Consider the following 12,179-nt stretch of genomic DNA (forward strand, 5'->3'; position numbering starts at 1 on the left):
ACCAATGGATTAAAAAACAACCAAATTACTCACAGTTTTTATCACACTTTCTTGTGAAGGGTAGCATCAGATTGCCAAATATAAAAACACTTGAATATCAATAAGATAATAAACAATTGTTTAAAATTTATATTATCTTTAGTGTGATGATAGTCATGTGTTTGTGAATTTGGTTATGTGAAAATTCACAACATTCACCAGAATTCACAGTATTTACCAAAACTAACCGTATTAACCAGAATTTATCATTTGTTGGAACTGACAACATCAGGGGGCTAGATGAAAAATACCGTTAACCATGTTGGCGTTATTGGTCTGGGTTCGATGGGGATGGGGATCGCGCAATCACTAATAAGAAATAAGATCCCAACCTATGGGTTTGATTTAAATCCACAAGCGTGTGAGACGCTACTCGAATATGGGGCACAAGCCACAGGGCAAGATGCCGCGCAGTATGCGCAACAGCTAGATGCGCTACTTATGGTCGTCGTCAATGGCCAGCAGGTTGAGGCGATTTTGTTTGGTGGTGAGAAACCACTGGTAGAGCAGCTTCGTCCAAATACGATTATTGTATTGCACAGCACACTGGCGGCGGAGCAGACAAAACAGATAGCTCAGCGCCTTGCCGAATACCAGCTTCTATTAGTCGATGCGCCGATATCTGGCGGCGCGATTAAAGCGGCAGAAGGCAAACTGACCGTCATGGCATCGGGTTCCCCCGAGCTATTCACTCAGCTTGCGACGGTATTTGAGGCAATTTCAGAGCGCCTTTATCGTGTGGGGGATGAAATCGGCCTTGGCTCAACCGTGAAAACTATCCACCAGCTATTGGCGGGGGTGCATATTGCGGTTGCTGCGGAAAGTATGGCGCTGGCGGCAAAAGCGGGCATCGATTTAGATGTGATGTATGACATCGTCACCCATGCGGCTGGTAACTCATGGATGTTTGAGAATCGCATGCAGCATGTACTTGACGGAGACTATACCCCTAAATCGTCAGTCGATATTTTTGTGAAAGATCTCGGTTTGGTGATACAAACCGGAAAAGCGCTGAATTTCCCGCTACCTCTGGCGGCAACAGCGCATCAAATGTTTATCTCAGCCAGTAATGAAGGTTTTGGCTTACAGGATGATAGTGCCGTTATCAAAACCTTTAAGGGAATTACTTTACCGGAGAAAAAGGCATGACAGTGAAATTAGGCGTGATTGCTGATGATTTTACCGGCGCGACAGATATTGCAGGCTTTATGGTACAAAACGGCTGGAAAGTGGTGCAGCTACTGAATGAGCCGAATGAAAATACTCCAATCCCTCAAGATGTGGATGCCATTGTGGTGAGCTTGAAAAGTCGTTCTTGCCCTGTGGATGAAGCCATTAGTGCCTCGGTGAATGCCTGCCGCTGGCTGAAGGAATCGGCGCAGTGCCAGCAAATTTTCTTTAAATATTGCTCCACATTTGATTCAACCGAGAAAGGCAACATTGGCCCAGTGACTGATGCACTGATGAAGCAACTGGGTACGTCATTATCATTAGTGTGCCCTGCATTGCCTGTTAACGGTCGAACCGTGGTACATGGGCACCTGTTTGTTAACGGCCAATTGCTCAATGAAAGTGGAATGCAGCACCACCCAGTCACCCCAATGACCGATGCCAACCTGATGCGCGTCATGGAAAAACAGTCGGCAGGTAAAGCGGGGCTGATTAATCTGGCGACAGTGCAAAAGGGCAGCGCCGCTATCACTGAACAGTTAGAACAGCTGCGCCAGCAAGGTATCAGCTATGCGGTTGTGGATAGCTTCACGATGGATGATTTACTGCCTATTGCTCAGGCTTCGCAATCACTGCCTTTATTAACGGGCGGGTCAGGATTAGGGGCTGCCCTTGCGAATATTGATAGCCAAGTGGCTTGGGGGCAAGGGGAAAGCCGCGGCACTAAGCCGACGGGGAAAGAGAGAAAAACGGTCATTTTATCGGGAAGCTGCTCGCTAATGACCAACAAGCAAGTACAAAGCTATCAACAAGTTGCGCCTAGCAAAGCGCTAGATGTGGGTGAATGCATCAATAATCCAGACTATGCAACGGTATTAGCACAATGGGTTAAAGATCAGAAAATCACAGGGTTAGCGCCTCTGTTATATGCCACCCAACCGCCAGAGTTATTGAAGCAAACGCAGGAAAAATACGGCGCTGCGTTATCGAGTACCGCGGTAGAAAATGTGTTTGGGCAGGTAGTGACGTTACTTCAGCAGCAAGGTTATAACACTTTTATTATCGCGGGCGGTGAAACCTCTGGAAAAGTGGTGCAAAGCCTTGGAACTGAACAATTAAGTATTGGCTCACCTATCGCGCCGGGTGTGCCTTGGGTACAAGACTTAGCAAGCGGTAACTGGTTAGCACTGAAATCAGGCAATTTTGGTCAAGAGAATTTCTTCCAGTTAGCACAGGAGATGGTTAATGAGTAATGAAAAGGCGCTACGCCAAGAGTTAGTGGATTGGGCGAAGTCAATGTTTAATCGCGGCTACAGCAGCGGTGGTGCAGGCAATATCAGCGCCCGCCTGCCGGATGGCTGCATTATTGTCACCCCGACTAACTCAAGCTTTGGCGATTTAGATCCTGAGCGCCTGAGCAAACTAGACGCGCAAGGTAACTGGATTGATGGTGACAAGCCAACAAAAGAAGTTTCCATGCATATGGCAATGTATTTGCAGCGCCCAGATTGCCAAGCGGTGGTTCATCTACATTCACCTTGGCTAACGGCACTGTCCTGTTTACCGAATTTAGATACCGCAAACTGCTTACCGCCGATCACGCCTTATTACGTGATGCGTGTGGGCAAATTACCGTTGATTGAATATTTACCACCGGGTGATGACCGTATTGGTGAAGAAATCGCAAAATTAGCGCCAAATCATAATGCGATTTTACTCTCTAACCACGGCCCCGTTGTTGGCGGAAAAACGTTAAGACAGGCGTTTTTCAATGCGGAAGAATTAGAAGATACCGCACGTCTATACATTACATTGCGCCCACACGGCTTCACCACGTTAACGCAAGAGCAGGTTCATGAGCTCGAAAGCCGTTATCCACAGAAATGAGGCGATAGACATGGCAAAATTTGCAGCAAATCTCAGTATGATGTTTAACGAAGTTCCGTTTATTCAACGCTTTGAACGTGCCGCTCAGGCTGGCTTTAAGGGCGTTGAGTATCTTTTCCCTTATGAAGAAGATGCGGATGTTATTGCGGGTGAATTGAAAAAACATCAACTTACTCAAGCTCTATTCAATATGCCTGCGGGAAATTGGGGCGCTGGCGAGCGTGGAATGGCGTCTATTCCCGGTCGTGAAGCAGAATTCGCTCAAGGGGTACAAACCGCCCTGAAGTACGCTTTAGCATTAGGCTGCAAGCAAGTGCATGCTATGGCAGGAAAAGTGGATGATAAATTCACGCCTGAAGAGCAAAAAACGTGTTTTATTAAGAATATACAGCATGCTGCGGATGTGATGGCTGGGCACGGCATTCGTGTGCTTATCGAGCCGATTAATACCCGCGATATGCCGGGGTATTTCTTAACGACCCAAAAGCAGGCTGAAGCGCTGTTACCTGAAATCAATCGCGAAAACGTGTTTATTCAATTGGATTTATATCACTGCCAGATTATGGAAGGTGACTTATTGAAAACAATTGAGCGTCTTTGGGGTAAATTTAGTCATATTCAGATAGCATCAGTACCTTTTCGCCATGAACCTGATAGCGGTGAAGTCAATTACCCATGGATTTTTAATCAACTCGATGAAATGGGATATGAAGGCTGGCTGGGATGTGAATACCACCCAGCAGGACGCACCGAAGACGGTTTAGGCTGGCTAAAGCAAGCTAATTCCTAGGAGAACCGAATGATCCCTTCCGAACGTCGTGATTTTATTTATCGCTATGTCTATGAGCACCAAACTGTGTCTATCAATGACTTAGTGGGTTTAATGAATGTCTCTCATATGACGGTTCGACGTGATATTCGCATGTTGGAAGAGGAAGGGAAGGTTGTCGGAATTAGCGGTGGAGTTCGGTTAAATGATGCGTTACGCCAAGAGCTTCCGTGGAGTGAAAAGGCAAGACTTCATCATCAAACGAAACGCGAAATCGGTCAATTTGCCAGCTCACTGGTTGAAGATGGTCAGGTGGTTTACCTCGATGCAGGCACCACCACCTTTGAAATTGCCCGTGTATTGGGTGAGCGTTTTAATCTCACTATCGTGACCAATGATTTTTCCATCATGCAGTACTTGATGAATAAATCACAACTGAACTTGTATCACACAGGCGGGCAGGTTGATAAACGCAATCACTCCTGTGTTGGCAATACGGCGGCCGCTATGTTGCAGACACTGAATGTAGACATCGCGTTTATTAGTACCAGCTCATGGGATCTGCAACATGGGGTTTCCACTCCTCATGAGGAAAAAGTCCAAATAAAACAAACTTTATTGGATGTTGCTCGTCGGTGTGTACTGGTTTCAGACAGCAGTAAATTCGGTAAATACGGTATGTTCCGTGTCTGCCCATTAGATCAATTGCACGACATCATTTGTGACCAACATTTACCGTCTGATGTGGTGCAACGGATACTCGAAAAAAACATAAAACTTCATTTAATAAATACATAAAAAAACATCTTACCTACTGATGCATAGCCCGACAGGGTTATAGCAAGGAGAATGACAATGAAAGTTATTATTACTGGTGGCGCAGGCTTTCTGGGCCAGCAGCTAGCCGCTGCTTTGCTTAAAAACAACCAAGGATTAAAATTTAACCAGCTCGTTTTAGCGGATATTCAATGCCCTACATCGCCTATTGAAGACTCTCGTGTGAGTTGCGTTGCATTAGATTTAACCCAGCCAGAAGCCGCAGATAAGCTGATTGACGCGCAAACTGACGTGGTATTCCACCTTGCGGCGATCGTCAGTAGCCATGCTGAAAGTGACTTTAACTTAGGCATGAAAGTGAACTTCGATGCGACTCGCCAATTGCTTGAAGTCGCTCGCGCTAAAAACCCTGCCATCAAGTTTTTATTCACCAGCTCCCTTGCGGTTTTTGGCGGTGAATTACCGGATGTGATCACCGACCTGTGTGTTGTGAACCCTCAGTCTTCTTATGGCGCTCAAAAAGCCATGTGTGAATTGATGGTGAACGACTATTCCCGTAAAGGCTATGTGGATGGACGCGTGATGCGCTTACCTACCATTAGTATTCGCCCGGGAGTCCCGAATAAAGCGGCATCTTCTTTTGCTAGCGGTATTATCCGCGAGCCACTAAATGGGATTGAGAGTGTTTGCCCAGTGTCTCCAGAGTTGGCGCTATGGTTATCTAGCCCAGAAACGGTAATCAACAACTTCATCCATGCGGTTTCGATTCCTGCAGAGAAATTTGGTCTTTCACGCACAGTGAACCTGCCAGGGATCACCGTGACAGTACAAGAGATGATTGATGCCCTGCGTGATGTCGCTGGTCAACAAGCAGTTGATTTAATTCGCTTTGAACCGGATGAATCCATCAACCGCATTGTGGCAAGCTGGCCGGGTAAATTCGATATTCGCCGTGCACTGGATTTAGGCTTTAAAGCTGATGGGTCATTTAGCGATGCGATCCGTTCCTTCATTAAGCACCATGGCTGTGCGAAATAGGAGATTAAATAATGTCCTATATTCCTATTATTGGCCTCGCGGTGGCCATATTTGTCCTTATCTTTTTAGTATTGCGAACGCGGGTTCACGCCTTGTTAGCGATGTTGATTGCGGCTGCAATCGCAGGGTTATCAGGGGGATTAACTGCGGCGGAAACCGTCACCGTTATTACAAAGGGCTTTGGTTCGACCCTCGGTAGCATTGGTATTGTTATCGGTCTCGGGGTAATGATGGGAAGGGTGCTGGAAGTGTCCGGTGCTGCTGAACAGATAGCTTATAGTTTTATCAAATGGTTAGGTAAAAAACGCGAAGAGTGGGCGCTGGCAATTACCGGTTATATTGTCAGTATTCCTATCTTTGTAGACTCTGCATTCGTTATTTTGTATCCGCTGGCAAAAGCGTTAGCGAAGAATGGGAAGCGCAGTATTTTAACCCTTGGTGTCGCATTGGCGGGTGGTCTGGTTGTTACCCACCATACTGTGCCACCAACTCCGGGCCCTCTCGGTGTTGCTGGGATCTTCGGGGTTGATGTTGGTGCCATGATTTTAGCGGGAATGACACTGGCAGTGCCGTGTGTCATCGGAATTGTGTTCTACGCTAAATGGCTGGGAACTAAATACCCAGAATTCATGCCAGATGAAACGGGCAGCGAAGATTTAAAAGAAGTGCACGCGCGTTACATGGAAGAAAAAGCCAACAAACCATTACCGAGCTTATTCTTATCATTGTTACCAATTATCACGCCAATTCTGTTGATCTTCATTAATGCTATCAACGGATTATTACTGAAAACAGCCGCATTCCAAGGTATGGATGATAATTGGTACTTCCAATCATTCCAATTCTTGGGAGCACCGATTATCGCCTTATCTATTAGTGTCCTGATTTCGGTCTATACGTTAATGCCAAAAGCATCGAAAGAAGAAGTTATCGACCGTATGGAAGAAGGTTTACAAGCGGCGGGTATCATCCTGCTTGTGACAGGTGCTGGTGGAGCATTAGGTGCAGTATTGCGTGACAGCGGGACGGGAACCATTCTTGCGGAGCATGTCGCGAATTTACCGATTACGCCCGTATTAATCCCGTTTATTATCGCGACATTAGTGCGTTTAATTCAGGGGTCTGGAACGGTAGCAATGATTACCGCAGCATCGATTTCTGCGCCAATCATTAGCCAAATTCCTGATATCAACTTATTGGTTGCAGCTCAGGCAGCAACAATGGGGTCTCTGTTCTTCGGTTATTTTAACGACAGCCTTTACTGGGTGGTGAACAGAATGATGGGGATCAAAGACGTTAAACAACAAATGATTGTTTGGTCTATTCCAACAACAATAGCTTGGGCTATCGGGTTGGTGGGGGTCTTGATCCTTGATGTCGTGCTATAAATCTAGCATGTTGATATTGTAGTATTTTCTATATTCTGCCTATCTAAAGCGCCCATTCGGGCGCTTTCTTTCGATAATCACAAACATTCATCTATACTGGGTGTATCTCATTATTCACATTCATCTTAAGATAACTTATTTGTGATCATGATCTCGTTTTAATGAAATTCAAGTGTATCTGTTTCTATTAAAGTAGATATTGGTCACTAAATTAATCAAAGCTAAGCGCTATATTGACAATAACGTACTAATTCAATGATGCCATTGTGTAAAGGAGTTTGATATGTCTGACGTTTTCCACTTAGGTTTAAAAAAGAGTGACTTACAGGGTGCAACTGTTGCTATTGTTCCTGGGGATCCTAACCGTGTTGAAAAAATTGCACGTCTGATGGACAACCCTGTACATTTGGCTTCATTACGCGAATTCACTTCATGGCGTGGCGAGCTCGATGGCAAAGCCGTGATTGTCTGCTCAACGGGTATTGGTGGTCCATCAACTTCTATCGCAGTTGAAGAGCTGGCTCAGTTAGGTATCCGTACTTTCTTACGTATTGGTACAACAGGCGCAATCCAAGAAAACATCAATGTGGGTGATGTACTTGTCACCACAGGTGCGGTTCGTTTAGATGGCGCAAGCCAGCACTTTGCACCACTGGAATTCCCTGCAGTTGCTGACTTCACGTGTACTAATGCGCTGTATGCTGCGGCGACAGAAGCGGGTGCAACTGTACACGTCGGTATTACCGCATCTTCCGATACTTTCTACCCAGGTCAAGAACGTTACGACACCTATACAGGCCGCGTAATGCGTCACTTCAGAGGTTCAATGAAAGAGTGGCAAGACATGGGCGTGATGAACTATGAAATGGAATCTGCAACGCTGTTAACCATGTGTGCAAGCCAAGGCCTGCGTGCAGGTATGGTCGCTGGGGTTATCGTAAACCGTACTCAGCAAGAAATTCCAAATGAAGCGCTTCTGAAAAAAACAGAAGGCAATGTTCTGAGCATCGTTGTCGAAGCTGCTCGTCGCCTGCTGTAATCCTAATTAGCTGACCCGTTTACTGACTTCACTCGGTTGTGGATTTGCGGTAAACGGGTTCAGTTATCATCGTGCTACCCATGCATCTTAAATATTCTTGTATCTCTAATTGATCAGCGCAAAATTTATTTTCTCGCGTTTTTCTTATTCCCTTCATCGATGAATCTGTTATTGTCATTTAAAACAATTAATAGAAGCCTCTTAAGTTACTCAAATTACAAGTAATTGATGATTTCGTTTATTTTTAGTTTGAGCAATGACAGAGCTAAAAAGGGAAAACGTATGTCAACCAAACCTTACCTTCACCCCTCTGTACTGCCTTTAACAGGTGGAATTAACTTTCGTGATTTAGGGGGAAAAAAGCTTTCCAATGGCGGAAAAATAAAGCCCGGTGTTTTATTTCGTTCTGGGGCGCTCGACCGATTAACCCAAGATGATGAAAAAGTCTTACAGTCACAAAACCTTTTCCAAATCATCGATTATCGCGATGAAGCTGAAATTTTGGATAAACCAGATGTGGTGTGGCGTGGCGCTCATTATGTACATGCCCCTGCGAACCCGCTGGCAAAAGAAGTGAGTGCGAATCTTGATAAACTCACCCCAGAAGTACTAGAACAGTTTGATCCTCAAGCTTTTATGTTCCGCCTCTATGAGTTGCTTCCGTTGAATAATGCCGCTTATCACCAATTAGTGAACATGTTGAAGCAGCCAGAAAAAGGTGGGCTTGTGCAACACTGTGCTGTGGGTAAAGACCGCACAGGAGTTGGCTCGGCTCTCGTGCTGTTTGCGCTGGGCGCAGATGTGAATACAGTAATGGATGATTACCTTTTAACGAACGAGACGTTAGCGCCATTTCGTAATCATTTACTCGAAGAGTTCTCCAAGACCATGAGTGAAAACGTGGTGAAAAAATTCGAATATGTATTTTCTGTTCGTGAAGAATTTTTACAAACTGCATTGAAAAGTATAGAAAATAATTATGGCGGTGTGGATAGCTGGCTAGAAAAAGACTTTGGATTAGATAACGCTCAGCGCAGCGTATTACAAAGTTACTTCCTCGAATAAACCTCTGCGGAATTGAAGTTGCAATGCGCCAGTTTTGTTGCAACTTTATTTACTTCCAAGAACTATAATATATTCACTTAGCGGCGTAATAATTGCTTATCTTAATAACAGTTAATTAGCTGAATAATAGTTACTTAGTCTACTCATAGTTAACATACTAATCTCAAACCGTAGGAATTCGCCCTTGAGCATTAATGAAATTGTCACGGTCATTACAGAATTCACTCGCGCTCACGAAGTGTGGGCTATCCCTATTGTGTTCATTCTTGCGTTTGGCGAGTCCCTAGCTTTCTTATCGTTATTGCTCCCTGCGACCGTTATCTTGCTTGGGCTAGGGGCATTAATTGGTGAAAGTGAGATTGCCTTTTTCCCGATTTGGTTAGCCGCTGCATTGGGCGCATTTTTCGGGGATTGGGTCTCTTATTGGTTTGGTTTTCACTATAAAGATAAAGTTCGTGAAATGTGGCCGATTTCCCGCAACCCTGAAATGGTAGATAAAGGGCATCGCTTCTTTGAGAAGTGGGGTGTTTGGGGTATTTTCTTTGGTCGGTTTTTCGGGCCACTGAGGGCGGTAGTGCCGCTTGTTGCGGGGATCTGTGAAATGAAGCAGCGACATTTCCAAGTCGCTAACCTAGCCTCAGCGATGATTTGGGCGTTTGGTATTTTAGCCCCTGGCGCGCTTGGTTTACGTTGGTTTGCGAGTTGGATGGGATAAGCTGCGAAGCCGCTCGCAAAAAGTAGCCGTTGGGAGATTTACCTCTGGACACTTATACAGTATCCCATTACCTTACTCTAGATTTTAAAAAGTAAGGATTGAGTCGTGGATACCTCTCTTTTATATGCAATTATTGGCGCCTTGAGCGGCATTTTGGTCGGCGGTTTAGCGGTCTGGTTTTCTATTGTCCAAAAAATAGCGGGAAAAGAGCGAGAGCTACAAGAGGTATACCGCCAATTGGCGGCGTGCGATGAAAAAAATGTGCATTTAGCGCAGTGGAAAGAGGAATGTGACAGGCTCGATCAGGAGCTACGTACACAGCGGGATATTAACCGCGAACAGGAAGCAGAGCTGCGGGAAGTGATGACCCGCTTTGAGCAGACTCAACTCGCCAATGAAGAAAAACAACGGATTTTACAAAACAGCGAGCAGCGCCTTACCGCTCAGTTCGAAAATTTAGCCAATCGTATTTTTGAGCAGAACGAACGTCGAGCATCCGAACAACATCAGAAAAATTTAATGGCGATGCTGTCACCGTTTCGTGAGCAACTTGAAGGGTTTCGCCAGCAAGTACAGCAAAGTTATGGTGAAGAAGCCAAAGAGCGCCATACACTCACTTATGAAATTCGCCAATTACAGCAGTTAAATAGCCAAATGACCAAAGAAGCGGTCAATTTAACCCGAGCCCTAAAAGGAGATAATAAAATCCAAGGGAACTGGGGGGAAACGATTTTAACGCGGATTTTAGAAGTTTCAGGGCTGCGAAAAGGCAGTGAATTTGAAACTCAGGTAAGCATCAATACGGGGTTTAATAGCCGCTATCAACCCGATGTGATTATCCATCTTCCTGAAGGCAAAGATGTGGTGGTCGATGCGAAAATGTCGCTGGTGGCTTATGAACACTATTTTAATAGCGATGATCCAGAACAGCAGCAGCAAGGCATCAAGGAGCATGTGGCGTCCATTCGTAACCATATGAAAATGCTCAGTCGCAAAGACTACCATCAGTTACCGGGAGTTCGCTCTTTAGATTATGTGCTCATGTTTATTCCGATTGAGCCTGCGTATTTATTAGCATTAAAGGAAGCGCCTGAACTACTTGATGAAGGATTAAAACTGAATATTATGTTGGTTTGTCCATCCACCTTACTGGTGGCCGTGCGTACCATTAATAATTTGTGGCGCTATGAACGGCAAGAGCAAAATGCTCAAGAAATCGCAGATAGAGCCGCTAAAATGTACGATAAGCTGCGTTTATTTATTGATGATATGCAGGTATTGGGCTCGAGTTTAGAGAAAGCAAATCATACTTATTCTTCAGCAATGAAGCGCCTTGCTGAAGGCCGAGGTAATTTGCTTGCTCAAGCGGAAAGTTTTAAAGAGTTAGGTGTGGAAGTTAAGCAATCTATAGACCCTCAGCTAGCTGAGCGGGCTGACAAGTCTAATTGTGCGGAATCTTAGAGTTATAATAGGGTTTTCACTCAAAGGCTGGTACACTTCACAAAAAAGTTTGAACGATTAACAGGCATAATAGAAATGACCGAACCAACAAAAGAAACCATCGATTTTGGTTTCCGTACTGTAGAGAAAGAAGAAAAAGCTGGCCTAGTCGCAAATGTTTTTCACTCTGTAGCCTCTAAATATGACCTGATGAATGACTTAATGTCTTTTGGTATTCATCGTATCTGGAAACGTTTCACAATCGAAGCGAGTGGTGTGCGTCGTAATCAACGCGTACTTGACCTTGCTGGTGGAACTGGTGACCTCACTGCAAAATTTTCTCGCCTTGTGGGTGAAAAAGGTGAAGTGGTTCTCGCAGATATTAACGATTCAATGTTAAAAATGGGACGCGAGAAACTGCGCGATTTAGGCATTGTTGGTAATGTTAATTACGTTCAAGCGAACGCAGAAGAGTTGCCATTCCCTGATAACTATTTTGACTGTATTACTATCTCTTTTGGTTTACGCAACGTCACCGATAAAGATAAAGCATTACGCTCCATGTTCCGCGTATTGAAGCCGGGTGGACGCCTATTAGTGCTTGAGTTCTCTAAACCAATTCTTGAACCACTGAACAAAGCTTACGATGCATACTCATTCCATATTTTACCGCGTATTGGTCAAGTGATTGTGAATGATCCTGAAAGCTATCGTTACCTGGCTGAATCTATCCGTATGCACCCAAATCAAGAAACCTTGAAAGGGATGATGGAAAACGCAGGTTTTGAGCAAGTCTCTTATGACAATATGACCGGTGGTATTGTTGCATTACATAAAGGGTTTAAATTCTAA

The 12,179-nt window shown here is 44.8% G+C and carries 12 protein-coding genes; all 12 read left to right on the forward strand.

Annotated elements, in window-relative coordinates; genetic code table 11:
* Positions 1–279: 279 nt before the first annotated feature.
* Positions 280–1,188 (forward strand): L-threonate dehydrogenase, encoded by a 909-nt coding sequence (gene ltnD, locus H0913_RS02835; RefSeq protein WP_181477959.1) that lies wholly within the window; start codon positions 280–282, stop codon positions 1,186–1,188.
* Complete coding sequence (gene otnK, locus H0913_RS02840) at positions 1,185–2,462, forward strand: 3-oxo-tetronate kinase (protein ID WP_181477960.1); 1,278 nt, start codon at positions 1,185–1,187, stop codon at positions 2,460–2,462. Before ltnD ends, otnK begins: the two co-directional genes overlap by 4 nt.
* Positions 2,455–3,096 carry an aldolase gene (locus tag H0913_RS02845; RefSeq protein ID WP_154638716.1) on the forward strand — a complete coding sequence of 214 codons (642 nt, stop codon included), beginning with the start codon at positions 2,455–2,457 and terminating at the stop codon, positions 3,094–3,096. Before otnK ends, H0913_RS02845 begins: the two co-directional genes overlap by 8 nt.
* A gap of 10 nt (positions 3,097–3,106) precedes the next feature.
* Positions 3,107–3,886, forward strand: coding sequence for a 2-oxo-tetronate isomerase (otnI, locus tag H0913_RS02850; RefSeq protein ID WP_181477961.1), 780 nt, complete (start codon positions 3,107–3,109; stop codon positions 3,884–3,886).
* A gap of 9 nt (positions 3,887–3,895) precedes the next feature.
* Positions 3,896–4,663 (forward strand): DeoR/GlpR family DNA-binding transcription regulator, encoded by a 768-nt coding sequence (locus H0913_RS02855; protein ID WP_036954967.1) that lies wholly within the window; start codon positions 3,896–3,898, stop codon positions 4,661–4,663.
* Between the two features lie 57 nt (positions 4,664–4,720).
* Complete coding sequence (denD, locus tag H0913_RS02860) at positions 4,721–5,680, forward strand: D-erythronate dehydrogenase (RefSeq protein ID WP_181477962.1); 960 nt, start codon at positions 4,721–4,723, stop codon at positions 5,678–5,680.
* 11 nt (positions 5,681–5,691) lie between these two features.
* The gene (locus tag H0913_RS02865) at positions 5,692–7,068 is read left to right on the forward strand and encodes a GntP family permease (RefSeq protein WP_036954960.1); all 1,377 of its coding nucleotides are present in this window, start codon (positions 5,692–5,694) and stop codon (positions 7,066–7,068) included.
* Positions 7,069–7,351: 283 nt separating this feature from the next.
* A complete protein-coding gene (udp, locus tag H0913_RS02870) occupies positions 7,352–8,107 on the forward strand; it encodes a uridine phosphorylase (RefSeq protein WP_006658334.1) in 756 nt (251 codons plus the stop codon).
* A gap of 282 nt (positions 8,108–8,389) precedes the next feature.
* Positions 8,390–9,172 (forward strand): tyrosine-protein phosphatase, encoded by a 783-nt coding sequence (locus tag H0913_RS02875; protein ID WP_154602103.1) that lies wholly within the window; start codon positions 8,390–8,392, stop codon positions 9,170–9,172.
* 184 nt (positions 9,173–9,356) lie between these two features.
* Entirely contained in the window at positions 9,357–9,887 is a 531-nt protein-coding gene (locus H0913_RS02880; RefSeq protein WP_154602104.1) for a DedA family protein, read from the forward strand.
* 105 nt (positions 9,888–9,992) lie between these two features.
* Positions 9,993–11,348 (forward strand): DNA recombination protein RmuC, encoded by a 1,356-nt coding sequence (gene rmuC / locus H0913_RS02885; RefSeq protein WP_181477963.1) that lies wholly within the window; start codon positions 9,993–9,995, stop codon positions 11,346–11,348.
* A gap of 75 nt (positions 11,349–11,423) precedes the next feature.
* The gene (gene ubiE, locus H0913_RS02890; protein ID WP_036954951.1) at positions 11,424–12,179 is read left to right on the forward strand and encodes a bifunctional demethylmenaquinone methyltransferase/2-methoxy-6-polyprenyl-1,4-benzoquinol methylase UbiE; all 756 of its coding nucleotides are present in this window, start codon (positions 11,424–11,426) and stop codon (positions 12,177–12,179) included.

The organism is Providencia rettgeri (assembly GCF_013702265.1).
GTDB classification, from domain to species: domain Bacteria; phylum Pseudomonadota; class Gammaproteobacteria; order Enterobacterales; family Enterobacteriaceae; genus Providencia; species Providencia zhijiangensis.

Bases quoted from the DNA above. Each gene is read 5' to 3' on its own strand.
- H0913_RS02845 (WP_154638716.1), top strand. From the start codon at position 2,455: ATGAGTAATGAAAAGGCGCTACGCCAAGAGTTAGTGGATTGGGCGAAG.
- H0913_RS02855 (WP_036954967.1), top strand. From the start codon at position 3,896: ATGATCCCTTCCGAACGTCGTGATTTTATTTATCGCTATGTCTATGAG.
- ltnD (WP_181477959.1), top strand. From the start codon at position 280: ATGAAAAATACCGTTAACCATGTTGGCGTTATTGGTCTGGGTTCGATG.
- otnI (WP_181477961.1), top strand. From the start codon at position 3,107: ATGGCAAAATTTGCAGCAAATCTCAGTATGATGTTTAACGAAGTTCCG.
- H0913_RS02865 (WP_036954960.1), top strand. From the start codon at position 5,692: ATGTCCTATATTCCTATTATTGGCCTCGCGGTGGCCATATTTGTCCTT.
- udp (WP_006658334.1), top strand. From the start codon at position 7,352: ATGTCTGACGTTTTCCACTTAGGTTTAAAAAAGAGTGACTTACAGGGT.
- otnK (WP_181477960.1), top strand. From the start codon at position 1,185: ATGACAGTGAAATTAGGCGTGATTGCTGATGATTTTACCGGCGCGACA.
- ubiE (WP_036954951.1), top strand. From the start codon at position 11,424: ATGACCGAACCAACAAAAGAAACCATCGATTTTGGTTTCCGTACTGTA.
- H0913_RS02875 (WP_154602103.1), top strand. From the start codon at position 8,390: ATGTCAACCAAACCTTACCTTCACCCCTCTGTACTGCCTTTAACAGGT.
- denD (WP_181477962.1), top strand. From the start codon at position 4,721: ATGAAAGTTATTATTACTGGTGGCGCAGGCTTTCTGGGCCAGCAGCTA.